Origin of the sequence: Leclercia sp. 119287 (genome assembly GCF_009734485.1) — a bacterium.
Classification (GTDB): Bacteria; Pseudomonadota; Gammaproteobacteria; order Enterobacterales; family Enterobacteriaceae; genus Enterobacter; species Enterobacter adecarboxylatus_C.
In genome coordinates this window covers 67,735-93,942 of record NZ_CP046445.1, presented here as the reverse complement: position 1 = coordinate 93,942, position 26,208 = coordinate 67,735, and the positions used below count along the sequence as shown (strand labels likewise).

Genomic DNA, 26,208 nt, shown 5'->3' with positions numbered 1-26,208 from the left:
ATGAACAAGCTAAAAGTGCATGTTGTCTCAAGGCAGGATTACATCGCGACGAATTTTGCTGATTTTCAGACACTGTTGGATCAGGTAATCAACCCTGACGATATTCCACATCGCTTCTATTGTGGTGGGCGCGGTGTCTGGACATTCCAGACCCTGCTTAGCCTGAACTACTACTATAACGGCCAGATAGAATGCTCCTGGGGCACAGAGTGTCGTGCTGATGCCATTAATTTGATGCATAACGATCACTTTGGCTCACGTGTAAAACCTTGGGTCGGTGTGACTGTTGTCGCCCGTGCCGATCGCCCCCCCGTCCTTGGTGCTGATTATGTCGTCGAGCAAAATTCAGCGATCGCGTCGAATACGAGCCGTATTTATATTCCTCACTGGCCGCAACCGGGACTTAAACCTCGCGAAAGTGAGAATAATAACGTTAATAATGTCGCCTATTTTGGGGGCGTAGATAGCTTTCCGGAAGAATACCAAACAGAAGCTTTTAAACAGCGTCTGGCCGACCAAGGTATCAGTCTCCGCATCTCCTTCGATAACTGGACCGACTACCAGGACGTGGATATTTGCGTGAGTTTCCGCAAATCACACGATCATAAGCTGGCCCGCAAACCCGCCAGTAAATTGATCAACAACTGGCTGGGACGTACCGTTATGGTGTGTGATGACGAGCCCTCCTTCCGCGCGATCCGCGAAAGCGAGCTCGACTACCTGATCGCCAAAACGCCGGACGAGGCCTTCGATGCCATCATGCGGCTGAAAAATTCCCCTGGCCTGTATCGTCAGATGCGCGAGCAGGGTGACAAACGTCTGCAGGTTTACTCCCGCGAAGCGGTCGCCGCACGCTGGTTCAGCCTGTTTGAGGATATCTGGCGTAAAGGACTGCATAAACGCCCTGCACTGGTTCGCGCTCTGCGTTTTGGTTTCGGTAAAGCCATTCGTCCGCTGACTAAAAAGTTTTAAGCCACATTGAGTCTGTTCATGTTTAAAACATCCGCACGTTCATCACTCACGCCGCGCCGCAATATTCTGCGTACCGTGATACTCACGCTGGTTTTCCTGGTGCTGTTTTCACTCTGTGAAATCATTATCCTGCTGAAAGACCATGTTTATCAGCCGAAATCCAGCGACATGTCGCTGTATTTGATCATTTCCGTGCTGGCGGCCGTTAGCGCCCGCTATTTCCTGACCCGTCTGCTGCTGGCGGTCACCTTTATCGTGCAGATATCGGAAGCGGTTTATTACCAGTTCTACGGCCAGTTTTACGGCCCGAGTGAAGTATGGCTGGCCTTTGTCGAAACCAAAGATATCGCCAGCGGCATTACGGACAGTCTGGGATCGCTTGGGATTTACTTTGCCATCATGGCCGTCGCGGTGATCTTTGCGCTGGTCTTTACCCGTCGTCTGGCGCCGCAGTGGCATAAGTGGGTGGCGATGCCGTGCCTGCTGGCTATCGTGGTAATGTTTGCGGGTCAGTTCTATAAAGCCATCGACGGACAGATGTATAAATTCAACCCGGATCTGCGCCACTCTTTACTGCGCAACGGTCTGTCGGCCATGAGTTACAGCGCCATTCGCCTGATCCCGGAAGCCCTTTCCGGCGAAAACCAGAGCGTGACGCACTATGAGCCCTATAAGGTCGAGCCAGTGGAAGGCAGCCACGCCGGGAAATACTCCATCATCCTGGCGATTGGTGAAAGCCTCAACCCGCATCATGTCAGCGCCCTGGGCTACGAACGCGACACTACGCCTGAACTGAAGGCGCTGCTGCAGCAGTATCAGGGCACGGGCCGCCTGATCGTCTCGAACGCGGTTTCAACCCGGGTGGCGATCCCGATGCTGGTCAACAACCTGCGCGAGCCGGATAACTACGCCGCCTACAAGTCGAAGTCGACTAACATCTTCACCAATGCCAAAAAGCAGGGCTACCAGACGGCGTTTATCTCCGCCCAGGGCCTGGAAGGGCTGAGCAACTGGATTGGCATCCATGATATCGACCTGTGGGAAGATACGCAGATCCGCCCGGCGCCGGACGTGGGTGCCGACGTGGTGCTGACCCCGTCCGTTGAGCAGGCGAAGCTGGACTGGAATAAACCTTTCCTGATGGTGCTGAACAGCCGCGCGCCGCATATTCCTTATGAGCGCAACATCCCGCAGGGCTTTGCGAAATTCTCCACCCCACGCCTGAGTGACGACGTGGCGCAGAAGAAAAATGAGTACGATGATGCCGTGCGTCTGTACGACAAAGAGCTGGCCTCGGCGATCCGTACCGCAATGGCGAAATCTAAACTGCCGGTGCTGGTGTTTATTACTTCGGATCACGGCGAACGCGTCGGTGATGGCGGGCTGTTCGGCCACTCGATTGTCGAGATGCCGATTGCCCAGGTGCCGTTCCTCTACTTCAGCAACGATCCGGCGTACACGATGAGCGCCATCAGCCCACAGGTTCCTCTCAACCATTACCAGATGGCGACGCTGATCAACAGGATGCTGGGGTACGCGGTCAGTAATCCGAATCAGAAGGACGACAGTTACTATATTACCGGGGGGGATATTCGCGGCCTGTCGGAGCGCGTCACCTACCACCTGAACGAACTGCCGGAAGCGGAACGTTAAGCAGAAATCATTAAACGGGCATGCAATGCCCGTTTTTTTATCTGCGAACGCACGTAACGCAGGCAAATGGCTGAGCAAAAGCGCCAAAGGGATAGCTTTAAACGGTCTAAATGCTTAGAATTTGCCCGCCGAAACTGAAAAAACGGATAATCGCTTGGAATTGTTGTATACCGCTCTGCTCTATATTATTCAGCCACTGGTGTGGCTACGACTGCTGCTACGTAGCCGTAAAGCGCCTGCCTACCGTAAACGCTGGGCTGAACGCTATGGTTACTGCCGCAACAAAGTTGCGCCGGACGGTATTCTGCTCCACTCCGTGTCCGTGGGCGAAACGCTGGCGGCCATTCCGCTGGTCCGTGCCCTGCGCCACCGTTATCCGTCACTGCCGATCACCGTCACCACCATGACGCCAACCGGTTCCGAACGTGCCATGTCGGCCTTTGGCAAAGACGTGCATCACGTCTATCTGCCTTACGATTTACCCTGCGCCATGAACCGTTTCCTCAATACCGTGCGTCCTAAGCTGGTGATCGTGATGGAAACTGAACTATGGCCAAATATGATTTCCGCCCTGCACAGCCGTAAAATTCCACTGGTAGTAGCCAACGCCCGCCTGTCGGAGCGCTCTGCGAAGGGGTATGGCAAGCTGGGCAAATTTATGCGCCGCCTGCTGAGCAAAATCACGCTGATCGCAGCCCAGAATGAAGAAGACGGCGCGCGCTTCCTGTCGCTGGGCCTGAAGCGCAATCAGCTGGCAGTTACCGGTAGCCTGAAGTTTGATATTTCTGTCACGCCGGAACTGGCTGCCCGGGCTGTCACCCTGCGTCGCCAGTGGGCACCGCGCCGCAAAGTGTGGATCGCCACCAGCACCCACGACGGCGAAGAAGAGATTATCCTCCAGGCACATCGCCAGCTTCTGGAAAACTTCCCGGACCTGCTGTTAATCCTGGTGCCGCGCCACCCTGAGCGTTTTAAAGACGCCCGGGACATGGTGCAAAAAGGCGGGTTCAGCTTCACTATGCGCAGCAGCGGTGAAATCCCCTCCTCCAGTACTCAGGTAGTGATTGGCGATTCCATGGGCGAGCTGATGTTGCTGTACGGCATTGCTGACCTGGCTTTTGTCGGCGGTAGCCTCGTGGAGCGCGGTGGGCATAACCCGCTGGAGCCGGCGGCGCACGCCATTCCTGTGCTAATGGGGCCGCATACCTTCAACTTCAAAGATATCTGCGCCAAACTGCAGCAGGCTGACGGGCTGATTACGGTCACCGATGCGGGCTCGATCGTGAAGGAAGTTTCGACCCTGCTGACCGACGAAGATTATCGTCTGTGGTATGGCCGCCATGCCGTCGAAGTGCTGCATCAGAATCAGGGAGCATTGACCCGCCTGCTGCAACTTCTGCAACCTTACCTGCCCGTGCGGAGTCATTAATGCCTGCGCGTCTGTCGGTCGTGATGATCGCCAAAAACGCCGCAGACCTGCTGCCGGATTGCCTCGCCTCCGTAACCTGGGCCGATGAGATCGTCCTGCTCGATTCCGGCAGTACCGACGCCACGGTGGAAGTCGCGCGCGCGGCCGGTGTGCAGGTCTATATCAATACCGACTGGCAGGGTTACGGCATTCAGCGCCAGCGTGCGCAACAGTTCGCCACCGGCGAGTATGTCTTAATGATCGATACCGACGAGCGCGTCACGCCGGAGCTGCAACAGGCCATCCAGCGCGTGCTGGTTGCACCCCAGCCCGACGCCGTCTACAGCATCGCCCGGCGTAACTACTTCCTGGGCCGCTTTATGCGTCACAGCGGCTGGTATCCCGATCGCGTGATGCGCCTGTACGCACGCACGCGCTATCAGTACAACGATAACCTGGTGCATGAATCGCTGGACTGCGACGGCGCGCACGTGATTGCCCTCGACGGCGATCTGCTGCACCTCACCTGCCGTGATTTCGCCAGCTTCCAGCGCAAGCAGCTTAACTACGCCACGGCATGGGCCCAGGAGCGTCATCAGCGCGGTAAGACAACCTCGCTGGCGGGTATCTTCAGCCATACCGCCGGGGCGTTCCTGAAGACGCTGGTGCTGCGTGGTGGCGTGCTGGACGGTAAACAGGGCTGGTTACTGGCGGTGGTTAACGCTCAGTATACTTTTAATAAATACACCGAGCTGTGGGCGCTGAACCGCGGCTACTCAGAGAAAGCGTGAGCCATGAGCACAAAAGCGATCTATCCGGGTACCTTCGATCCCATCACCAACGGTCACATTGACATCGTCACGCGTGCCGCAAGCATGTTTGATACGGTGATCCTGGCGATTGCCGCCAGCCCCAGCAAAAAGCCGCTGTTCGACCTGGAGGAGCGGGTTGCCCTGGCGAAAGCCGCTACCGCGCACCTGCCGAATGTGGACGTCGTAGGCTTTAGCGACCTGATGGCGAACTTTGCCCGCGCTCAGCAGGCCAATATCCTGATTCGCGGCCTGCGTGCGGTGGCCGATTTTGAATATGAGATGCAGCTGGCGCATATGAACCGCCATCTGATGCCCGAGCTGGAGAGCGTCTTCCTGATGCCATCCAAAGAGTGGTCGTTTATCTCCTCCTCGCTGGTGAAAGAGGTCGCGCGCCACGCGGGTGATGTCACCCATTTCCTGCCTCCCGCCGTTCATCAGGCATTGATGGACAAGCTGAAGTAGTTCCTGCCTTTTTCTTGCCGGGCGGCGCTGCGCTTGCCCGGCCTATATATCACTTCTGGCACTGACGGCAGTAGAAGGTGGCGCGCTGAGCGTGCTTCGTTGCCACAACAGGCGCGCCGCAGACCCGGCATGGCTCATCCTTACGACCGTAGACCTGCAATTCCTGGGCAAAGTAGCCCGGCTTACCGTCGCTCTGCAGGAAATCCTTCAAGGTGGTTCCGCCCTGCTCAATCGAACGCAGCAGCACTGCTTTAATTACCCTGACCAGCAGCTCGCACTCTTGCGCGGAGAGCGAGGAAGCCAGGCGATCGGGATGGATCCCGGCGGCAAAGAGCGATTCGCTGGCGTAGATGTTACCAACGCCGACCACCAGCTTGTTATCCATCAGCCAGGGTTTAATCGGGGTTTTCTTCTTCGCGCACTTCGCTTTCAGGTACTCCGCGTCAAACTCATCCGAGAGCGGCTCCGGCCCCAGGTGCGCCAGCACGTTATGCCCTTCCAGCTCTTTGGTCCACAGCCAGGCACCAAAGCGGCGCGGATCGGTATAGCGCAGCACTTTACCGTTACTCATCACCAGGTCAACGTGGTCGTGCTTTTCAGCAGGCAGTTCTTCGCTGAGGATGCGTAAGCTCCCGGACATTCCCAGATGGATGATGATCCAGCCATCCGGCAGCTCCAGCAGCAGGTACTTCGCGCGGCGCTGTACGCTGAGAACCGGTTTATCGCTCAGGGCGTGGATCTCATCAGAAACTGGCCAGCGGAGACGTCCGTTGCGGACAACAGCGTGAAGAATGGTTGCACCGACCAGGTGGGGCTCAATGCCACGACGGCTGGTCTCTACCTCAGGTAATTCAGGCATGGTTCCTCCGTTGAGATTCAGAATGCAAAAAACCCCGCAGTTGCGGGGTTTTTCAGTACGAGGAGTCTAAAATTATTTAATTTTAGCTTCTTTGTACAGTACGTGCTGGCGTACAACTGGATCGAACTTTTTCAGTTCCAGTTTTTCCGGCTTAGTACGTTTGTTCTTCGTGGTGGTGTAGAAGTGACCTGTACCAGCAGAAGAAACCAGCTTGATTTTCTCACGAATACCTTTAGCCATGATTTATTTCCTCTTTAAGTACTTAGTACTTTTCGCCACGGGCACGCAGTTCGGACAGAACTGTATCGATGCCTTTCTTATCAATAACACGCATACCTTTAGCAGATACACGCAGGGTGACAAAACGCTTCTCGCTCTCAACCCAGAAACGGTGAGAGTGCAGGTTCGGCAGGAAACGGCGTTTAGTCGCGTTCAGTGCGTGGGAACGGTTGTTACCGGTCACCGGACGCTTGCCAGTAACTTGGCAGACTCGGGACATGTCTATTCTCCAAAAATCAAATTAGCTCGAGCTTCGTATGGGGTATCGGCGCCTCGTCAGGCTTTACAGCCCAGTCATCGCGATTCTACACGTCATTCTTCAAGCTGCGTCTGCGTTGGCTGCGCTCGCTCACCCAGGTCACATACTTAAGTATGCTCCCAGGGATTCACTCTCTTGCCGCCTTGATGCAGCCTGAATAATTTAGTGTCTTAGTGAACCATCGATTGCCAGGCCCAAATGCCAAACCCGAGATTCTCAAAGGTGGCGTAGTATACGCTGACTCGAGGATGTGCTCAAGTCCCGAACAGACAAAGATCCCGATGGATCGCGAGAAATGGCTTAAATCCACCCACGTTCAGCAAACGAAACGTATTCTCCCCGACCTATCACCAGATGGTCAAGCACACGAATGTCCATGAATTGACAGCATTTCATGATCCGTGCGGTCACGTCTCTGTCGGCTTTGCTCGGTTCGGCGCGTCCTGAGGGGTGATTATGCGCGAGGATCACGCCAGCGGCATTCACTTTTATCGCTTCGCGCACAATTTCACGTGGGTGAACCTCTACATGGCTCAGCGTCCCCGAAAATAACCGGGAATGGTTCAGGACCCGGTTCTGGTTATCAAGGAAGATAACCATAAAGATCTCACGCTCGTCCTCCGCCAGCTGGCTGCGCACAAACTCCCGGGTCATCTCCGGATCCTGCAGTGGGTTAATTCCCCGTATCCCCGAACAGTAGTAGCGACGGGCAAGCTCCGCTATCCCCTTCAACTGGGCAAACGTCGCTAAACCAATACCTTCGACCTGCCTGAAATCCTTCATCTCTGCGGACAGCAAACCATGCAGCGAGCCAAAATGGTGCAACAAATCTCTGGCAAGCGCGAACACATTTTTACTCCGCGTCCCGGTACGCAGGAACAGCGCCAGCAGCTCTTCGTTCGTAAGCAAGGTCGCGCCATCGCGTAGCATTTTTTCCCGCGGTAGCAGCGGGGTTGATGTCTCCATATTCTCTCCTTCTCCCTGACCACACCATGCTGCCACAGACCCCGGCTCCTCACGACGGCGTATTGCCCGTCTTGCGTAACGCCTCGCAAAGTGGCGGATGGACAACATCACGATGCTTTTCGGATTGTGATAAAATGGCCGTCTCTCAGGTGAACCCAACAGGAAAGAATCATGATGAGCCTGGCCGGTAAAAAAATCGTTCTCGGCGTCAGCGGCGGCATTGCAGCCTATAAAGCGCCGGAACTGGTGCGCCGTTTGCGCGAGCGCGGCGCGGACGTGCGGGTGGTAATAACCGAAGGGGGCAAAGCGTTCATTACGCCATTGAGCCTGCAGGCGGTTTCAGGCTACCCGGTATCGGACAGCCTGCTCGATCCGGCGGCAGAAGCCGCAATGGGCCATATTGAGCTGGGCAAATGGGCGGATTTAGTCATCCTCGCCCCGGCCACCGCCGATCTTATCGCCCGCGTAGCCGCCGGCATGGCCAACGACCTGGTATCCACCATCTGCCTGGCCACCCCGGCGCCGGTCGCCGTGGTGCCTGCCATGAACCAGCAGATGTACCGCAACGCGGCAACGCAGCATAACCTGGCAACGCTCGCCTCGCGCGGGCTGCTGATGTGGGGGCCGGACAGCGGCAGCCAGGCCTGTGGCGACATCGGCCCGGGCCGCATGCTGGATCCGCTGGCGATTGTGGATCTGGCCGCCGGCCATTTTTCACCTGTCAACGATCTGCAACATCTGAACATCATGATTACCGCGGGTCCGACGCGTGAGCCGTTGGATCCGGTGCGCTATATCACTAACCAAAGCTCCGGCAAGATGGGCTTTGCGATTGCCGCCGCCGCCGCGCAGCGCGGAGCCAAAGTCACGCTGGTCAGCGGCCCGGTGTCGCTGCCAACGCCGGCGCAGGTGCAGCGCATCGACGTAACGACCGCGCTGGAGATGGAAGCAGCCGTCCAGGCGCAGGCGCAACAGCAGCAGATTTTTATTGGTTGTGCCGCCGTAGCGGACTACCGCGCAGCCGCCGTGGCGGATGAAAAAATTAAAAAGCAAGGCGATGAAATCACAATAAAAATGGTGAAAAACCCGGATATCGTTGCCGGTGTCGCCGCGCTAAAAAATCGACGGCCTTACGTTGTTGGGTTTGCCGCTGAAACGAATAATGTGGAAGAATATGCCCGGCAAAAACGTACCCGCAAAAACCTCGATTTAATTTGCGCGAACGACGTATCGCTGGCCACTCAAGGATTTAACAGCGACAGCAACGCACTGCACCTATTCTGGCAGGATGGAGATAAAGTCTTACCGCTTGAGCGCAAGGAACTCCTGGGCCAACTATTACTGGACGAGATCGTTACCCGTTATGATGAAAAAAATCGACGTTAAGATTCTGGACCCGCGTGTTGGTCAGCAATTTCCGCTGCCGACCTATGCCACTTCCGGCTCTGCCGGTCTTGATCTGCGCGCCTGCCTCGACGACGCCGTAGAGCTGGCACCGGGCGCCACCACGCTGCTGCCGACCGGTCTTGCAATCCACATTGCCGATGCCTCTCTGGCGGCGGTGATCCTGCCACGTTCTGGCCTTGGCCATAAGCATGGTATCGTGCTGGGCAACCTGGTGGGGCTTATCGATTCGGACTATCAGGGTCAGCTGATGGTCTCCGTCTGGAACCGTGGCCAGGACAGCTTCACCATTCAACCCGGCGAGCGTGTCGCCCAGATGGTATTCGTCCCGGTGGTACAGGCTGAATTTAATCTGGTAGAAGACTTCGACGCGACCGATCGCGGCGAAGGCGGCTTCGGCCATTCCGGGCGTAAATAAACCCGGCTAAACGCATCTCACAATCTAATAACGTATTAACAAACCGCAAACGGACGTTTGCGGTCGTTGTGTGGATGTCAGCCTGACAAGTGCTTATTTTCAGGGGTATTTTGCAACATGGCAGAAAAACAAACAGCGAAAAGGAATCGTCGCGAAGAAATACTTCAATCTCTGGCTCTGATGCTTGAATCCAGCGATGGCAGTCAACGCATCACCACCGCAAAACTGGCCGCCTCTGTGGGCGTGTCGGAAGCGGCGCTGTACCGTCATTTCCCCAGCAAAACGCGGATGTTCGACAGCCTGATCGAGTTTATCGAAGACAGCCTGATCACGCGTATCAACCTGATTCTGAAGGATGAAAAAGACACCACCGCACGGCTGCGTCTAATTGTTCAGCTGATCCTTGGGTTCGGCGAGCGCAATCCGGGTTTAACCCGTATCCTGACCGGCCACGCGCTGATGTTTGAACAGGACAGGCTGCAGGGGCGCATTAACCAGCTTTTCGAACGTATTGAAGCGCAGCTGCGCCAGGTATTGCGCGAAAAGAAGATGCGTGAAGGCGAGGGTTACAGCATGGATGAATCGCTGCTTGCCGGGCAGGTACTGGCCTTCTGTGAAGGGATGCTCTCACGTTTTGTGCGCAGTGAATTCAAATATCGCCCAACGGACGATTTTGACGCCCGCTGGCCGTTAGTCGCCGCGCAGTTGCAGTAACGGGTAGGCCCGGTAAGCGCAGCGCCACCGGGCAATTAACTCAGACGCCAAATTCTTCGCGATACGCACGCACCGCCGCCAGGCTCTCTGCCATCTCCGGCTTCTCTTCCAGATAGGCAATCAGGTCTTTCAGAGTGATGATTGAGGTCACTTTGCAGCTGTAATCGCGCTCCACTTCCTGGATAGCGGAGATTTCGCCACGGCCGCGCTCCTGGCGGTCCAGCGAGATCAGCACGCCAGCAAGCGTAGCGTTGTTCGCCTGGATAATCTCCATCGATTCACGAATGGCGGTGCCTGCGGTGATCACATCGTCCACCAGCATGACGCGGCCCTGCAGCGCGCTGCCGACCAGATTACCGCCTTCGCCGTGGGTTTTGGCCTCTTTACGGTTAAAGCAGTACGGCACGTCGCGATCGTGATGCTCCGCCAGCGCCACGGCGGTGGTGGTGGCAATCGGGATGCCTTTGTATGCCGGGCCAAACAGCAGGTCGAACTCAATCCCGGAATCCACCAGCGCTTCGGCATAGAAGCGGCCTAACAGAGCCAGATCGCGCCCGGTATTAAACAGCCCGGCGTTAAAGAAATAGGGGCTCTTGCGCCCGGATTTCAGCGTGAACTCGCCAAACTTAAGTACCTGCTTGCTAAGCGCAAATTCAATAAACTGGCGCTGATAAGGTTTCATGGATTCGCTCCTTACTTTTCTACGGACAAAAAAAAGGCGACTCATCAGTCGCCTTTAAAATCAATTTTCTAACGCCGCCTTCTGCGTCGTTACGATAGATTCGATTCCCTCTCGGGCTAACGCCAACAGCGCCAGAAGTTCTTCGTGAGTAAATGGCTCACCTTCAGCGGTGCCCTGCACCTCGATGATACGACCGTCTTCGGTCATCACCACGTTCATGTCGGTCTCTGCCGCGGAGTCTTCAACGTACTCCAGATCGCACAGCGCTTCGCCATTGACGATCCCTACAGACACTGCCGCAACCATGCCTTTCAGCGGGTTAGCTTTCAGCTTACCGGCCGCGACCAGTTTGTTCAGGGCATCGGCCAGCGCCACGCAGGCACCGGTAATGGAGGCCGTACGGGTGCCGCCGTCAGCCTGGATCACGTCGCAGTCCAAGGTGATGGTGAATTCACCCAGCGTTTTCAGATCGACAGCCGCGCGCAGCGCGCGGGCGATCAGACGCTGGATCTCCATGGTGCGGCCGCCCTGCTTACCCTTCGCCGCTTCGCGGGCGTTACGGGTATGGGTGGAGCGTGGCAGCATGCCGTATTCGGCAGTGATCCAGCCCTGCCCCTGGCCTTTCAGGAAGCGCGGCACGCCCTCTTCAATGGAGGCTGTGCACAGCACTTTGGTGTCACCAAATTCAACAAGCACAGAGCCTTCAGCGTGTTTTGTATAGTTACGGGTCAGGGTGACGGGGCGCACCTGGTTGGCGCTACGACCTGATGGACGCATGATGATATCTCCGGCTTGAAACGAATGTGGCTGCGCATTATACGGATTAAACGCGCTTATTCCTATCCTGAGAAAGCCCCGAAAGCTATAATCCCCCCATCTCTCCTTCAAAAACGGAAATGTCTATGATCCGCAGTATGACCGCCTACGCCCGCCGTGAAATCAAGGGTAGCTGGGGCAGCGCTACCTGGGAAATGCGCTCGGTAAACCAACGCTATCTTGAAACCTATTTCCGTATGCCGGAGCAGTTCCGCAGTCTTGAGCCCGTGGTTCGTGAGCGTATCCGTGCTCGCCTGACGCGCGGAAAGATTGAATGCAACCTGCGTTTTGAGCCCGATGCGAGTGCGCAAGGGGAGCTGATCCTCAACGAGAAACTGGCTAAACAGCTGGTGAACGCCGCTAACTGGGTCAAAATGCAGAGCGACGAAGGCGAAATCAACCCGGTTGATATTCTGCGCTGGCCTGGGGTGATGGCGGCTGGCGAACAGGATCTGGACGCGATTACCGCTGAAATTCTGGCTGCACTGGACGGTACCCTGGATGACTTCATCGTAGCCCGTGAAACCGAAGGCCAGGCGCTGAAGGCACTGATCGAGCAGCGTCTGGAAGGCGTGAGCGGCGAAGTAGTGAAAGTCCGCTCCCATATGCCAGAAATCCTGCAGTGGCAGCGTGAGCGTCTGGTCGCCAAACTGGAAGACGCCGAAGTTCAGCTGGAGAATAACCGTCTCGAGCAGGAGCTGGTGCTGATGGCCCAGCGTATCGACGTTTCTGAAGAGCTGGACCGTCTGGAAGCGCACGTCAAAGAGACCTACAACATTCTGAAGAAGAAAGAGGCCGTGGGCCGCCGTCTCGACTTTATGATGCAGGAGTTCAACCGCGAATCGAACACCCTGGCGTCGAAATCGATCAACGCAGAAGTCACCAATTCTGCGATTGAGCTGAAGGTACTGATTGAACAGATGCGCGAGCAGATTCAGAACATCGAATAAGCCGTAACAGGCGTCGATTTGTTATTAATGGTCCCTTAACGGGACCATTTTCATTTAATAGCCATAAGAATTTACTGTCTGCTTTCGGCGCATCAGAACATAAGCAGACTTTTAGCGATTTTGATAGAATGCAGGCCGCATTTCTTATTTTGAGCGTCCTTTCAGGAAACCTAATGGCAAACATCAACTTATCTTTAGAGGACGTATCCAGCCTCTCAGTTGACCGCGATTTCAGGCAAGACATTAACCTGCTGCGCGGAATAGCCATTCTTTCTGTCGTTTTTTATCACTTTACCGCCACCCTGTTGCCCGGCGGTTTTGCGGGCGTGGATGTATTTTTTGTTATCTCCGGCTTCCTGATGACCAAAATCATCGCCACCGGCCTGGAAAGGAACAGCTTTAATCTTATTCAGTTTTATGCCGCGCGCTGCAAGAGAATAATTCCTGCCCTACTGGCGATGTGTCTGGTCATCGCCGTGGCGACCTTTTTCTGGCTACCGACAAATGAGTATAAAAAGCTCGGAAACTATATTGGCTATGCCGCACTATTTATTTCGAACCTGAAACTCAACAAAGAGTCCGGGGACTATTTTGCCCTCGACTCGCATGAAAACTGGTTTTTACATACCTGGTCATTGTCTGTTGAATGGCAATTCTACCTGGTTTTACCTTTTATTATGATGGGTCTTTACCCCCTCAGAAAAAAGCTGAACACCGGGCTCTGCCTGCTGGTCCTCACCGTCGCGTCGTTTATGGTGAGCATTACGCACACCTCTGGCAACGCGTCCACCAGCTTCTATCTGATGCCGTATCGCGCCTGGGAAATGCTGTGCGGCGGGCTGGTGTGGTATGCCGCGCAGCGTTTTGTTCTGCCATTAGGGCTTCGTCCGGTTGCGGCGATCGCAGGTTACGCCCTGATACTTATCTCACTCTTTTCTATCACCGCAGAGCAAGCCTGGCCCGGGCCACTGACTTTACTGCCCGTCGTGGGCGCGATGCTGGTGATTTACAGCGACTACCAACCGCTGGTGAGCCTGTTTGACCGGAATTTTCGTTGGGCAGGACTGAGCTCGTATTCCGTTTATTTATGGCACTGGCCCATTGTGGTGTTTCTGATCTATTCAGGGCGACAGCATAACGGGCCGTGGGTAATGAGCGCGATTGCGCTCTCCTTTGCCGCCGGATGGCTCTCCTGGGTTTTGATTGAACAGCCCGGAAAAAACTACCTGAGCCAGCGTACGACCCGCACATTCTGGTTAATCCTGTTTGCCTGCGTGGGCGTTGCCTGGCTGTTTAGCTATCTGGTGAAAAACAGTATCGTCGTCAGCCAGCCCGATCCTCTGGTAAACAAAATCGCGCTGGAAGCCACCAATAAAAACTATGCTGCCAACCCGAAAACGCACTTAAGCCTTTACGGTACGGGCAAGCCTGCCGCCATCATTATTGGCGACAGTCATGCAGAAGCCACCGCGACCGCACTGGCAGAAGCTGCACAGGGTAAAGGCTCGGTTATCGGTATCACTTATTCTGGCTGCCCGACGCTGGCGACGGGTGAAGTTGACGAGAACAAACGGTGCGGAGCATTTAATCGCTCCCTTCCTTCACGGCTGCAGAATTACCCGTCAGATGTTCCGGTGGTGATTGTGAACCGCCTGACGCATTATGCGGAACAGCAGCTGGTGACCTTCGACGCCAGGCCGCAAAACAAGGAGGCGTACCTGCAACAGTATGCCGATGCGGTGGTCGGAATGGCGTGCACCCTGAATCGCGAGCATCCTGTTTACCTGGTGAACCCGATCCCCGAGATGGCGCATAACATTCCCCGCACGTTATCCCATCGTCTGATGACTGGCAGAGCCACCCGCGATTTATCAGTCTCACTGGCGAGCTACGAGAAAAAGAACGCGGCTATTTTACAGGCCCAGGCGCGGGCGGCAAAACAGTGCGGCGTTCAGGTGCTGGATCCCACCGCCTGGCTCTGTACCGCGGGTCGCTGCATGGGCAGTAAAAATCTACAACCCTGGTACTTCGACGATAATCACCTCAGCGAAACCGGTAATAAAGTGCTGGTACCGATGTTCCGCCAGGTTTTTAGTCGCCCGCGGTAGTTAAGACCAAATAAATCTAATGCGATATATGAGTAAAAAAAGCGATATCGCACTCATTGAGCTATTCAAGCATTAGCTAATCTAAGGCATACCCGCTCGCACAAAAAAATCTAAATCGTGAGCCAGCCCACAAAAAGTTACCCTGACGGCATTAAAGTTGGGGGTAACATGCTGCTGCACATCCTGTATTTGATCGGTATTACCGCTGAGGCCATGACCGGTGCCCTGGCCGCCGGACGTCGTCGTATGGACACCTTCGGCGTTATTATTATTGCCACCGCAACGGCGCTGGGTGGGGGGTCCGTTCGGGATATCCTGTTGGGCCACTACCCGCTCGGCTGGGTGCAGCATCCTGAATATGTGATTATTGTCGCCGTCGCCGCGGTGTTGACCACCATCCTCGCTCCGGTGATGCCCCATCTGCGGCGTCTGTTTCTGGTGCTGGATGCGCTCGGCCTGATCGTCTTCTCCATTATCGGGGCCCAGGTCGCGCTGGATATGGGCGAAGGTCCGGTTATCGCCACTATCGCGGCGGTGATCACCGGCGTGTTTGGCGGGGTACTGCGCGATATGTTCTGCAAACGCATTCCACTGGTCTTTCAGAAAGAGCTCTATGCCGGGGTCTCCTTCGCGGCAGCGGTGCTGTACGTCGCTCTGCAGCACTACGTCAGCAATCAGGATGTGGTAATTATCTCCACGCTGCTCTTTGGCTTTACCGCCCGCATGCTGGCGCTGCGTTTAAAGCTGGGCTTACCGGTCTTTTATTACCGCCACGACAGCCACTAAAATCCCTGCACGCCCTGCTCATTAAGCCAGGACGTCAGGATGTTAACGTTAGGGTTACGGATAAAGTCAACCAGCCTGCGCGCTCTTTCCACGCCAATGCCTGGAACCTGCTGCCAGCCCAGCGGATCCCTGTTCTGTAACTGCTGCCAGTGCTGGTCGCCCAGCGCACGCATGGCCACCCGGGGAAGAGGTACGCCAAGCGCATCCAGCCAACGGGTAAAGGGCTGACGGCGCGCCAGGTTGAACTGATGCCAGAGCCGCAGGCCGCGCTGCGCCGAAAGACCGGGCGTATGCTGGAGCTGCTCCTGGGTGAGCGTCAGCCACGAAAACAGGTGCTCAAAATGATGTGCCTGATGAAGCACCTGCCAGCCTGCGTCGCCCAGCCCTTCGATGTTTAATACCGACGATGAACTCAGCCAGGCCAGCCGGGCCATAAACTGTTCGTGACATTCCGGTGAGGCATAAAAACAGGTGAGCGGTGTGAAGCGCGACTCTGGTGGCACCGGTTTTTGTCGGTCGGTCCCTCGCCAGACAACCTTATCCACCCGCGGGATCCCCTGCCCGGCCAGGCTAACCTGAACCTGATCGCCCGGCGCAATATCCAGTGCCTGCCAGCGGCCCACCGACCCCAGATTGACGCGCTGCACCCGTTTATCATCAAGCTGTACCGGCTCAAGTGTCGCGACCACCGCGATCCTGCCGGTACGTCCCACGGCAAAGTTAATAGCCCTGACCTCTGCGACCCGTATGGCCGGAGCATATTTCCACGCCACCACCCAACTGCCGTCTCCCGGCAGCCAGCGGTTGCCTGCGGGTTCCTGTGCCGAGCGGATCACAATACCATCGGTAACAAAGGGCAGCGGCGACTTCAGCCAGCGGTCGCGCATATTTTCGGCCTCCTCCACTGAACTGATTTTCTGCGTCCAGGATTCGGTCAGGGTGAAGCCCGCCCGGGCTAACGCCCGCAAACGCTCGCCCATCGGGGTGGGGCCATCCGGCCAGGCCCAGATGAAGATGCCGATCTGATCCAGGACGGCGCTGTCATCCTGCCGCATCATCGCCCCGGCGACTTTTGCCCGCGCATTCATACCGCCCATCTGGCGCTGGACATGATTTTCGCGCTGTAAGAAGAGCTCCCCCTGCAACACGCTGTTGGCGAGCGGGCCCGTCACCCGGGCGGGCACCGTGGCGATGCGCTTCACTTTCGCCGTCCAGTCTTCGCCTTTTAGCCCGTCGCCCCGGCTGGTGGCCTGCACCAGCTGCCCCTGACGGTAAACCAGCGTCACCGCCACGCCATCCACCTTGGGCTGGATCCACAGATCGCGATGCGAATGCATCCACTGCCGCAGTTCCGCTTTATCGGCCACCTTCATCACCCCGGTATGGCTGATCGGATGCCTGACCGAACCGCCCGCAGGCAACGGCGCGTCTGTCACCTGTTCATCACCAAAGCAGTGCCGCCACTGTCTCAGCCGCGCGGCCAGCTGGTCATATACCTCGTCGTTCACGTCGCTGACGCCCTGCTGCCAGTAAGCCTTATCCCAGCGGGCCATTTGCGCACTGAGTCGGGCGATCTCCTGCGCTGCCTGCGCGGGTGACCAGACCGGGCAAACCGCCATCCCGCTGCTGCTCCAGAGCAGCATAAGTACACCAAAACATCGCCACATCGTCGTTCCTCCCTGTTGTATACGGGGGTATAACGCGGTACGAAAACGCAGGCGACAGGCAAAAACAGACTTTACGAGCCAGCATCAGGACTTTGTTTCTGTTGCAGCAAACGGCGGAGAAAAGCGGAAAAGGGCGAGCAAAAATCAACGAAGAAACGGAAAAAGTGTGACAAAGGCTACGTCACGAAGCGGCGACGTGTATAATAAGCCCGTATGTAGGACTTTCTTCGCTAACACATACAAAAGACTCTCATGGCTCAAGGCACGCTTTATATTGTTTCTGCCCCTAGTGGCGCGGGTAAATCCAGCCTGATTCAGGCACTGTTAAAAACCCAACCGCTGTACGATACCCAGGTATCGGTTTCTCACACCACGCGCGCGCCGCGTCCGGGTGAAGTGCACGGTGAACACTATTTCTTTGTTGATCACGATGAATTCAGAACGATGATTGGCAGAGATGCGTTTCTTGAACACGCAGAAGTTTTCGGTAACTACTACGGCACCTCGCGTGAAACCATTGAGCAGGTGCTGTCGACCGGCGTGAACGTGTTCCTTGATATCGACTGGCAGGGCGCGCAGCAGATTCGCAAGAAAATGCCTGATTCCCGCAGTATCTTTATTTTACCGCCGTCGAAAGACGAGCTGGATCGCCGTCTTCGTGGCCGTGGCCAGGATAGCGAAGAGGTTATTGCAAAACGTATGGCCCAGGCAGTTGCGGAAATGAGCCATTACGCCGAATATGATTACCTGATTGTGAATGATGATTTTGACGCCGCCCTGAGCGATCTCAAAACTATCCTTCGCGCCGAACGCCTGCGCATGAGCCGCCAGAAGCAGCGACATGACGCATTAATCACCAAACTGTTGGCAGACTGAACCCACATTCAGTATCATGCCCAGTCATTTCTTCATCTGTGGAGCATTTTAAGTATGGCACGCGTAACTGTTCAGGACGCTGTAGAGAAAATTGGTAACCGTTTTGACCTGGTGCTGGTCGCCGCGCGTCGCGCTCGTCAGATGCAGTCAGGCGGTAAAGATCCGCTGGTACCGGAAGAAAACGATAAAACCACCGTTATCGCATTGCGCGAAATCGAAGAAGGTCTGATCAACAACCAGATCCTCGACGTACGTGAGCGCCAGGAGCAGCAAGAGCAGGAAGCCGCAGAACTGCAGGCCGTTACCGCCATTGCTGAAGGTCGTCGTTAATTAAACCTGCGGGTCGCCCTTGTATCTGTTTGAAAGCCTGAATCAACTGATTCAAACCTACCTGCCGGTAGACCAGATTAAACGTCTCCAGCAGGCGTATCTCGTTGCACGTGACGCTCACGAGGGCCAGACACGTTCAAGCGGTGAACCCTATATCACGCACCCGGTAGCGGTGGCCTGTATTCTGGCCGAGATGAAACTCGACTACGAAACGCTGATGGCCGCCCTGCTGCATGACGTGATCGAAGATACCCCCGCCACCTACCAGGACATGGAACAGCTGTTTGGCAAAAGCGTTGCCGAGCTGGTGGAAGGGGTCTCTAAGCTTGATAAGCTGAATTTCCGCGACAAGAAAGAGGCGCAGGCCGAAAACTTCCGCAAAATGATCATGGCGATGGTGCAGGATATCCGCGTCATTCTGATCAAACTCGCTGACCGTACCCACAATATGCGCACCCTGGGCTCCCTACGCCCGGATAAACGTCGTCGCATTGCCCGTGAAACCCTCGAAATCTACAGCCCGCTGGCGCACCGTTTAGGTATTCATCACATTAAAACCGAGCTGGAAGAGCTGGGTTTTGAAGCGTTGTACCCGAACCGCTTCCGGGTGATCAAAGAGGTGGTGAAAGCCGCACGTGGTAACCGTAAGGAGATGATTCAGAAGATTCTCTCTGAAATCGAAGGGCGTTTGCAGGAAGCCGGTATTCCCTGCCGCGTCAGCGGTCGCGAAAAGCATTTGTACTCCATCTACTGCAAAATGGTGCTCAAGGAGCAGCGTTTTCACTCGATCATGGATATCTACGCGTTCCGCGTGATCGTCCAGGACTCTGATACCTGCTATCGCGTGCTGGGTCAGATGCACAGCCTTTACAAGCCACGTCCGGGTCGAATGAAGGACTATATCGCCATTCCAAAGGCGAACGGATATCAGTCTCTGCACACCTCGATGATTGGCCCGCACGGCGTGCCGGTTGAGGTGCAGATCCGTACCGAAGACATGGATCAGATGGCGGAGATGGGTGTTGCCGCGCACTGGGCCTACAAAGAGCGTGGCGGCGAAAGCAGCACTACCGCGCAGATCCGCGCCCAGCGCTGGATGCAGAGCCTGCTGGAGCTACAGCAGAGCGCCGGTAGCTCGTTTGAATTTATCGAGAGCGTTAAATCCGATCTCTTCCCGGATGAGATTTACGTTTTCACGCCAGAGGGGCGCATTGTCGAGCTGCCTGCTGGCGCAACCCCGGTCGACTTCGCTTACGCCGTGCATACCGATATCGGTCATGCCTGCGTGGGCGCGCGCGTCGACCGCCAGCCGTATCCGCTGTCACAGCCGTTGACCAGCGGCCAGACGGTGGAAATCATTACCGCACCGGGCGCGCGTCCGAACGCGGCGTGGCTCAACTTTGTGGTGAGCTCGAAAGCCCGCGCCAAGATCCGCCAGCTGCTGAAGAACCTCAAACGCGACGACTCCGTCAGCCTGGGCCGTCGTCTGCTCAACCACGCGTTGGGCGGCAGCCGTAAGCTGGCCGAGATCCCGAAAGAGAGCATTCAGCACGAGCTGGAGCGTATGAAGCTCGCCTCGCTTGATGACCTGCTGGCAGAGATCGGTCTGGGTAACGCGATGAGCGTGGTGGTGGCGAAGAACCTGCAGCAGGGCGAAACCTCTGTGCCGCAGCCGTCATCAACCAGCCACGGCCATCTGCCGATCAAAGGCGCCGACGGCGTATTGATTACTTTTGCCAAGTGCTGCCGACCGATCCCGGGCGACCCGATTATTGCCCACGTCAGCCCTGGTAAAGGCCTGGTTATCCATCACGAATCCTGTCGTAACATCCGCGGCTATCAGAAAGAGCCTGAGAAGTTTATGGCGGTAGAGTGGGATAAAGAGACCGAGCAGGAATTTATCACCGAAATTAAGGTGGATATGTTCAACCACCAGGGTGCGCTGGCGAACCTGACGGCGGCAATCAACACTGCCTCTTCCAACATTCATAGCCTGAATACGGAAGAGAAAGATGGCCGCGTTTACAGCGCCTTTATTCGTCTGACCGCGCGGGACCGTGTGCATCTGGCGAACATCATGCGCAAAATCCGCGTGATGGCCGACGTGATTAAAGTCACCCGTAACCGAAACTAGCTTTATGAATTCAACGCGTTATGCCCGGATTTGCGAAATGCTCGCCAGGCGTCAGCCCGATCTGACGGTCTGCATGGAGCAGGTCCATAAACCTCATAACGTGGCTGCTATCGTCCGTACCGCAGACGCCGTCGGTGTGCATGAAGTGCACGCCGTCTGGAAGGGTACACGGATGCGTCCCATGGCCTCGGCTGCCGCAGGCAGCAACAGCTGGGTACAGGTCAAAGCCCACGACAATATTGCCGACGCCATTTCGCATCTGAAGGGACGCGGCATGCAGATTCTGGCAACCCACCTTTCCGACAAAGCCGTCGATTTCCGTGAGATTGATTATACCCGTCCGACCTGCATTCTGATGGGTCAGGAGAAGACGGGGATCACCCAGGAAGCGTTAGATCTGGCGGATCGGGACATTATCATTCCGATGATCGGCATGGTGCAGTCCCTGAACGTCTCCGTAGCGTCCGCGCTCATTCTGTATGAAGCCCAGCGCCAGCGACAGAATGCCGGGATGTACAAACGTGAGAACAGCATGTTGCCGGAAGACGAGCAGCAGCGCCTGCTGTTTGAAGGCGGCTATCCGGTGCTGGCCAACGTGGCGAAGCAGAAAAAACTACCCTACCCCCACGTGAACATGCAGGGCGAAATCGAAGCCGATGCAACGTGGTGGGCCACCATGCAAGCGGCGAAATAATCATGCAAGGCCGCCTGCTGGATGCTGTGCCGCTCAATTCCCTGACGGGCGTTGGCGCGGCCCAGAGCAGCAAACTGGCAAAAATTGGCCTGCATACCGTGCAGGATCTCCTCCTGCACCTCCCCCTGCGTTATGAAGACCGCACCCAACTCTATCAGATTGGCGATCTGCTGCCCGGGATTTACGCCACGGTTGAAGGCGAAGTGCTGAACAGCAATATCACCTTCGGCGGTCGTCGGATGATGACCTGCCAGATCAGCGACGGCTCCGGCATCCTGACCATGCGCTTCTTCAACTTCAGCGCGGCGATGAAAAACAGCCTCGCCGCCGGGCGACGGGTGCTGGCCTACGGCGAAGCCAAACGCGGGAAATACGGCGCGGAGATGATCCATCCCGAGTACCGCGTACAGGGCGATCTCAGCACTCCGGAAATGCAGGAGACGCTGACGCCAGTCTATCCGACCACCGAAGGCATCAAGCAGGCGACACTGCGCAAGCTGACCGATCAGGCGCTGGAGCTGCTCGACACCTGCGCCATTGCCGAACTGCTGCCGCCCGAGCTGGCGCAGGGGATGATGAGCCTGCCGGAGGCGTTGCGCACCCTGCACCGCCCGCCGCCGACGCTGCAACTCAGCGATCTGGAGAGCGGCCAGCATCCGGCCCAGCGACGCCTGATTCTGGAAGAGCTGCTGGCGCATAACCTGAGCATGCTGGCGTTACGCGCCGGGGCGCAGCGTTTTCACGCCCTGCCGCTCCCGGCCCGAAACGAATTAAAAGATAAACTGCTGGCCTCGCTGCCGTTTAAACCCACCGGGGCGCAGGCCCGCGTCACCGCCGAGATCGAGCGCGACCTGGCGCTGGACGTGCCGATGATGCGCCTGGTGCAGGGCGATGTTGGCTCCGGTAAAACGCTGGTGGCAGCCCTGGCCGCGCTGCGCGCCATTGCCCACGGCAGACAGGTTGCGCTGATGGCGCCGACCGAACTGCTGGCCGAGCAGCACGCGAATAACTTCCGCAGCTGGTTTGCCCCGCTGGGGGTTGAAGTGGGCTGGCTGGCCGGAAAACAAAAAGGCAAGGCGCGACAGGCGCAGCAGGAGGCCATTGCCAGCGGCCAGGTGCAGATGATTGTCGGCACCCACGCCATCTTCCAGGAGCAGGTGCAGTTCCACGGCCTGGCGCTGGTGATCATTGATGAACAGCACCGTTTCGGCGTACATCAGCGGCTGGCGCTGTGGGAGAAAGGGCTCCAGCAGGGGTACCATCCGCACCAGCTAATCATGACCGCAACGCCGATCCCGCGTACCCTGGCGATGACCGCCTATGCCGATCTCGATACCTCCACCATCGACGAGCTGCCCCCGGGCCGTACGCCTGTGACCACCGTCGCCATTCCGGATACGCGCCGCAGCGACATCATCGATCGGGTGCGCAACGCCTGTCAGGAAGGCCGCCAGGCCTACTGGGTCTGTACCCTGATTGAGGAGTCGGATCTGCTGGAAGCCCAGGCGGCGGAAGCCACCTGGGAAGAGTTAAAGCTGGCCCTGCCGGAGCTGAACGTCGGGCTGGTGCATGGCCGCATGAAGCCTGCCGAAAAGCAGGCGGTGATGCAATCCTTCAAGCAGGGCGATCTGCATCTGCTGATCGCCACCACGGTGATTGAAGTGGGGGTGGATGTACCAAATGCCAGCCTGATGATCATCGAAAACCCGGAACGTCTGGGTCTGGCGCAGCTCCACCAGCTGCGCGGCCGCGTAGGACGTGGCGCGGTGGCCTCGCACTGCGTGCTGCTCTATAAAGCTCCGCTGTCCAAGACCGCCCAGAAGCGTTTACAGGTTTTACGCGACAGTAACGACGGCTTTGTGATTGCGCAACAGGATCTGGAGATCCGTGGCCCGGGAGAGCTGCTCGGCACCCGCCAGACCGGTAACGCCGAGTTTAAAGTGGCCGATTTGCTGCGCGATCAGGGTATGATCCCTGAAGTACAGCGTCTGGCACGCCATATCCATGACCGCTACCCCGACCAGGCGGCAGCGTTAATCGAGCGCTGGATGCCCGAGACCGAACGATACTCGAACGCCTGATCAGCCAAACATCGGCAGCATCAGATAGAGTTTGATCACCAGCGCATTGACGATATCAATAAAGAACGCCCCCACCATCGGCACCACCAGAAACGCCATATGTGACGGACCGAAACGCTCGGTGATGGCCTGCATGTTGGCGATGGCCGTCGGCGTTGCCCCCAGACCAAAGCCGCAATGTCCGGCTGCAAGCACCGCCGCGTCGTAGTTTTTGCCCATCAACCGCCAGGTGACGAACATCGCATACAGCGCCATAAACAGAGCCTGCACGACCAGAATAGCCAGCATCGGCAGCGCCAGCGAGGCCAGTTCCCACAGCTTAAGGCTCATCAGCGCCATCGCCAGGAACAGCGACAGGCAGACGTTGCCCAGCACCGATACCGCACGTTCAAAGACGCGATAAAAACCTATCAGGGCCAGGCCATTGCTGAGGAGCACCCCCACAAACAGCACGCAGACAAAGGTTGGCAGCTCCAGCGCTGACCCCGCCAGCAGTTGCGCAATCACCTTGCCCGCCGTCAGACAGATGGCGATAAGCGCTATGGTTTCGATCAGCACCAGGGAAGTGATCATGCGTCCGACGTCCGGCTTTTCGAACGCCGACGGCACCGCTTCATCTTCCGGGCAGCCGTTCGGGGTGGCGGAGTGTTTTACAAGATAGCGCGCCACCGGCCCGCCAATCAGGCCGCCCAGCACCAGGCCAAAGGTGGCGCAGGCCATCGCCACTTCGGTGGCATTCTGGAAGCCATAGCGCTCAACAAACAGCTTACTCCAGGCCGCACCGGTGCCGTGCCCACCGGAAAGGGTAATCGAGCCGGCCAGTAGACCCATCAGCGGATCCAGCCCCAGCAGGGAAGCCATACCGATACCGATGGCGTTCTGCATCACCAGCAGCCCGACCACCACAATTAAGAACACGCCCAGCACTTTGCCGCCTGCCCGCAGGCTGGCGAGGTTAGCGTTCAGGCCGATGGTGGCGAAAAAGGCCAGCATCAGCGGGTCTTTTAGCGACATATCAAAGTTGATTTCCCAGCCCATGCTTTTTTTCAGCACCAGCAGCGCAACGGCAGCCAGCAGTCCGCCCGCGACGGGCTCCGGGATGGTGTATTTTCTGAAAAGGGGGACACTGTGAACCAGTTTACGGCCAAGCAGTAAAACCAGCGTTGCCGCAACGAGGGTCGACAACGTATCGAGATGAATCATAGTGGGCTCCTTATATGGCACGTGCTCCATCAACATGCGCGTTTTCCTGAACCGATTGCGCGACTTAAGCGCAATCGGGAGCAGGAGTGTAATGAACTTTGCCCTGGCGTGACAGAAAAGCCGTAATAAGCGGCGGGATTTCTGTGTGATTTTTGCGAGCAATCGTTTGCTTTTCTCATCCACTCGGCTAAAATGCCCGCTTTTCTTCCTGGGGATCGCAGCAGATGTCCGTTAACGCCGTTGAACAGCAAGATGCGCAACCGATTGCGCAGCCGCATAACAGTGAACTGATTTACCGTCTTGAAGACCGTCCACCGCTGGCGCAGACCTTGTTCGCCGCCTGTCAGCATCTGCTGGCGATGTTCGTGGCCGTCATCACCCCTGCCCTGCTGATCTGCCAGGCGCTCGGCTTACCGGCGCAGGACACCCAGCACATCATCAGCATGTCGCTGTTTGCCTCGGGCGTGGCCTCCATCATTCAGATTAAAGCCTGGGGGCCGGTGGGCTCCGGCCTGCTGTCGATTCAGGGCACCAGCTTTAACTTTGTGGCTCCGCTGATCATGGGCGGTACGGCGCTGAAAACCGGCGGCGCGGATGTGCCGACGATGATGGCGGCGCTGTTCGGCACCCTGATGCTGGCAAGCTGCACCGAGATGGTCATCTCCCGGGTGCTGCACCTGGCGCGCCGCATTATTACCCCGCTGGTCTCCGGCGTGGTGGTGATGATTATCGGCCTGTCGCTGATTCAGGTGGGCCTGACCTCTATCGGCGGCGGCTACGCCGCAATGGCCGACCACACCTTCGGCGCCCCGAAAAACCTGCTGCTGGCGGGCGTGGTGCTGGCAATCATTATTCTGCTCAACCGTCAGCGTAACCCGTACCTGCGCGTCGCCTCGCTGGTGATCGCCATGGCGGCAGGCTACCTGGCCGCCTGGGCGATGGGTATGCTGCCGCAGTCCAGCGCCGCGACCGACAGCCCGCTGATCGTGGTCCCGACGCCGCTCTACTACGGCCTGGGTATCGACTGGAACCTGCTCCTGCCGCTGATGCTGGTGTTTATGATCACCTCCCTGGAAACCATCGGGGATATCACCGCCACCTCCGACGTCTCTGAGCAGCCGGTCTCTGGCCCGCTGTACATGAAGCGCCTCAAGGGTGGCGTGCTGGCTAACGGTCTGAACTCCTTTGTCTCCGGCGTGTTCAACACCTTCCCGAACTCCTGCTTCGGCCAGAACAACGGCGTGATCCAGTTGACCGGCGTGGCCAGCCGCTACGTGGGCTTTGTCGTGGCGCTGATGCTGATCGTGCTCGGCCTGTTCCCGGCGGTAAGTGGCTTTGTACAGCACATACCTGAGCCGGTACTCGGCGGCGCAACGCTGGTGATGTTCGGTACCATCGCGGCATCGGGCGTGCGTATCGTCTCCCGCGAGCCGCTGAACCGCCGCGCTATCATGATCATCGCCCTGTCGCTGGCGGTCGGTCTGGGCGTGTCTCAGCAGCCGCTGATCCTGCAGTTTGCCCCGGACTGGGTGAAAAACCTGCTCTCCTCCGGCATCGCTGCCGGCGGGATCACCGCTATCGTTCTGAACCTGATTTTCCCGCCAGAAAAGAACTGATCCCTTTCACGGCAGCAGGCAACTGCTGCCGTAACCCAGAATTCCGCCCTTCCCGCCTT

General features: G+C 57.1%; 25 protein-coding genes. 17 read left to right on the top strand and 8 right to left on the bottom strand.

Going from position 1 to position 26,208, the window contains the following annotated elements; all coding sequences use genetic code 11:
- From GNG27_RS00475 to coaD, 5 genes are all read left to right on the top strand, one after another.
- Window positions 1-972, top strand: coding sequence for a glycosyltransferase (locus GNG27_RS00475; protein WP_156262632.1), 972 nt, complete (start codon window positions 1-3; stop codon window positions 970-972).
- Between the two features lie 18 nt (window positions 973-990).
- Window positions 991-2,625, top strand: coding sequence for a sulfatase-like hydrolase/transferase (locus GNG27_RS00470; protein WP_156262631.1), 1,635 nt, complete (start codon window positions 991-993; stop codon window positions 2,623-2,625).
- A 154-nt stretch (window positions 2,626-2,779) separates the two neighbouring features.
- Window positions 2,780-4,054 carry a lipid IV(A) 3-deoxy-D-manno-octulosonic acid transferase gene (waaA, locus tag GNG27_RS00465; RefSeq protein WP_142487732.1) on the top strand — a complete coding sequence of 425 codons (1,275 nt, stop codon included), beginning with the start codon at window positions 2,780-2,782 and terminating at the stop codon, window positions 4,052-4,054.
- The gene (locus GNG27_RS00460) at window positions 4,054-4,824 is read left to right on the top strand and encodes a glycosyltransferase family 2 protein (protein WP_156262630.1); all 771 of its coding nucleotides are present in this window, start codon (window positions 4,054-4,056) and stop codon (window positions 4,822-4,824) included. Before waaA ends, GNG27_RS00460 begins: the two co-directional genes overlap by 1 nt.
- 3 nt (window positions 4,825-4,827) lie before the next feature.
- Entirely contained in the window at window positions 4,828-5,307 is a 480-nt protein-coding gene (gene coaD / locus GNG27_RS00455) for a pantetheine-phosphate adenylyltransferase (protein ID WP_142487730.1), read from the top strand.
- A gap of 49 nt (window positions 5,308-5,356) precedes the next feature.
- Here coaD and mutM read toward each other — a convergent pair whose 3' ends face one another.
- The 4 genes from mutM to radC form a co-directional block, all read right to left on the bottom strand.
- Window positions 5,357-6,166, bottom strand: a complete 810-nt coding sequence (mutM, locus tag GNG27_RS00450) for a bifunctional DNA-formamidopyrimidine glycosylase/DNA-(apurinic or apyrimidinic site) lyase (RefSeq protein ID WP_142487729.1) — start codon at window positions 6,164-6,166, stop codon at window positions 5,357-5,359.
- A 72-nt stretch (window positions 6,167-6,238) separates the two neighbouring features.
- The gene (rpmG, locus tag GNG27_RS00445) at window positions 6,239-6,406 is read right to left on the bottom strand and encodes a 50S ribosomal protein L33 (RefSeq protein WP_003024094.1); all 168 of its coding nucleotides are present in this window, start codon (window positions 6,404-6,406) and stop codon (window positions 6,239-6,241) included.
- Between the two features lie 22 nt (window positions 6,407-6,428).
- A complete protein-coding gene (gene rpmB / locus GNG27_RS00440) occupies window positions 6,429-6,665 on the bottom strand; it encodes a 50S ribosomal protein L28 (RefSeq protein WP_002436699.1) in 237 nt (78 codons plus the stop codon).
- Between the two features lie 339 nt (window positions 6,666-7,004).
- Window positions 7,005-7,670: a DNA repair protein RadC gene (gene radC / locus GNG27_RS00435; protein ID WP_156262629.1), complete on the bottom strand. Its 666-nt coding sequence runs from the start codon at window positions 7,668-7,670 to the stop codon at window positions 7,005-7,007.
- Between the two features lie 174 nt (window positions 7,671-7,844).
- Between radC and coaBC the strand changes: the two genes are divergently transcribed.
- From coaBC to slmA, 3 genes are all read left to right on the top strand, one after another.
- Complete coding sequence (gene coaBC, locus GNG27_RS00430; protein WP_156265017.1) at window positions 7,845-9,056, top strand: bifunctional phosphopantothenoylcysteine decarboxylase/phosphopantothenate--cysteine ligase CoaBC; 1,212 nt, start codon at window positions 7,845-7,847, stop codon at window positions 9,054-9,056.
- Window positions 9,034-9,492 (top strand): dUTP diphosphatase, encoded by a 459-nt coding sequence (dut, locus tag GNG27_RS00425; RefSeq protein ID WP_139563925.1) that lies wholly within the window; start codon window positions 9,034-9,036, stop codon window positions 9,490-9,492. Before coaBC ends, dut begins: the two co-directional genes overlap by 23 nt.
- A 117-nt stretch (window positions 9,493-9,609) precedes the next feature.
- A complete protein-coding gene (slmA, locus tag GNG27_RS00420) occupies window positions 9,610-10,206 on the top strand; it encodes a nucleoid occlusion factor SlmA (protein ID WP_032615703.1) in 597 nt (198 codons plus the stop codon).
- A gap of 40 nt (window positions 10,207-10,246) precedes the next feature.
- On the opposite strand, the gene pyrE is transcribed toward slmA, so the two are convergent.
- Both pyrE and rph read right to left on the bottom strand, forming a co-directional pair.
- On the bottom strand, window positions 10,247-10,888 hold the full coding sequence (gene pyrE, locus GNG27_RS00415; protein ID WP_032615701.1) for an orotate phosphoribosyltransferase: 642 nt from the start codon (window positions 10,886-10,888) through the stop codon (window positions 10,247-10,249).
- A 60-nt stretch (window positions 10,889-10,948) separates the two neighbouring features.
- Complete coding sequence (gene rph, locus GNG27_RS00410) at window positions 10,949-11,665, bottom strand: ribonuclease PH (protein WP_032615700.1); 717 nt, start codon at window positions 11,663-11,665, stop codon at window positions 10,949-10,951.
- Between the two features lie 125 nt (window positions 11,666-11,790).
- On the opposite strand from rph, the gene GNG27_RS00405 reads away from it, so the two are divergent.
- From GNG27_RS00405 to GNG27_RS00395, 3 genes are all read left to right on the top strand, one after another.
- Window positions 11,791-12,654 carry a YicC/YloC family endoribonuclease gene (locus tag GNG27_RS00405; protein ID WP_032615698.1) on the top strand — a complete coding sequence of 288 codons (864 nt, stop codon included), beginning with the start codon at window positions 11,791-11,793 and terminating at the stop codon, window positions 12,652-12,654.
- Between the two features lie 173 nt (window positions 12,655-12,827).
- The gene (locus tag GNG27_RS00400; protein WP_197090551.1) at window positions 12,828-14,762 is read left to right on the top strand and encodes an acyltransferase family protein; all 1,935 of its coding nucleotides are present in this window, start codon (window positions 12,828-12,830) and stop codon (window positions 14,760-14,762) included.
- Window positions 14,763-14,930: 168 nt separating this feature from the next.
- Window positions 14,931-15,548 carry a trimeric intracellular cation channel family protein gene (locus GNG27_RS00395; protein ID WP_142487725.1) on the top strand — a complete coding sequence of 206 codons (618 nt, stop codon included), beginning with the start codon at window positions 14,931-14,933 and terminating at the stop codon, window positions 15,546-15,548.
- On the opposite strand, the gene ligB is transcribed toward GNG27_RS00395, so the two are convergent.
- Window positions 15,545-17,215, bottom strand: coding sequence for an NAD-dependent DNA ligase LigB (gene ligB, locus GNG27_RS00390; RefSeq protein WP_156262627.1), 1,671 nt, complete (start codon window positions 17,213-17,215; stop codon window positions 15,545-15,547). The genes GNG27_RS00395 and ligB overlap by 4 nt on opposite strands.
- 252 nt (window positions 17,216-17,467) lie before the next feature.
- Between ligB and gmk the strand changes: the two genes are divergently transcribed.
- Genes gmk through recG form a run of 5 tightly spaced genes read left to right on the top strand, consistent with a single transcriptional unit; the run spans window position 17,468 to window position 23,330 of the window.
- Window positions 17,468-18,091 (top strand): guanylate kinase, encoded by a 624-nt coding sequence (gene gmk / locus GNG27_RS00385; protein WP_142487723.1) that lies wholly within the window; start codon window positions 17,468-17,470, stop codon window positions 18,089-18,091.
- Between the two features lie 54 nt (window positions 18,092-18,145).
- Window positions 18,146-18,421 (top strand): DNA-directed RNA polymerase subunit omega, encoded by a 276-nt coding sequence (rpoZ, locus tag GNG27_RS00380; protein WP_032615688.1) that lies wholly within the window; start codon window positions 18,146-18,148, stop codon window positions 18,419-18,421.
- A 19-nt stretch (window positions 18,422-18,440) separates the two neighbouring features.
- Complete coding sequence (gene spoT / locus GNG27_RS00375) at window positions 18,441-20,555, top strand: bifunctional GTP diphosphokinase/guanosine-3',5'-bis pyrophosphate 3'-pyrophosphohydrolase (protein WP_142487722.1); 2,115 nt, start codon at window positions 18,441-18,443, stop codon at window positions 20,553-20,555.
- Between the two features lie 4 nt (window positions 20,556-20,559).
- On the top strand, window positions 20,560-21,249 hold the full coding sequence (trmH, locus tag GNG27_RS00370) for a tRNA (guanosine(18)-2'-O)-methyltransferase TrmH (RefSeq protein ID WP_142487721.1): 690 nt from the start codon (window positions 20,560-20,562) through the stop codon (window positions 21,247-21,249).
- Between the two features lie 2 nt (window positions 21,250-21,251).
- Window positions 21,252-23,330 (top strand): ATP-dependent DNA helicase RecG, encoded by a 2,079-nt coding sequence (gene recG / locus GNG27_RS00365; protein WP_142487720.1) that lies wholly within the window; start codon window positions 21,252-21,254, stop codon window positions 23,328-23,330.
- On the opposite strand, the gene gltS is transcribed toward recG, so the two are convergent.
- Window positions 23,331-24,533: a sodium/glutamate symporter gene (gene gltS / locus GNG27_RS00360; protein WP_156262626.1), complete on the bottom strand. Its 1,203-nt coding sequence runs from the start codon at window positions 24,531-24,533 to the stop codon at window positions 23,331-23,333.
- A 224-nt stretch (window positions 24,534-24,757) separates the two neighbouring features.
- Here gltS and GNG27_RS00355 point away from each other — a divergent pair, with 224 nt between their 5' ends.
- Window positions 24,758-26,149 (top strand): NCS2 family protein, encoded by a 1,392-nt coding sequence (locus tag GNG27_RS00355; RefSeq protein WP_142487718.1) that lies wholly within the window; start codon window positions 24,758-24,760, stop codon window positions 26,147-26,149.
- Window positions 26,150-26,208: the final 59 nt, after the last annotated feature.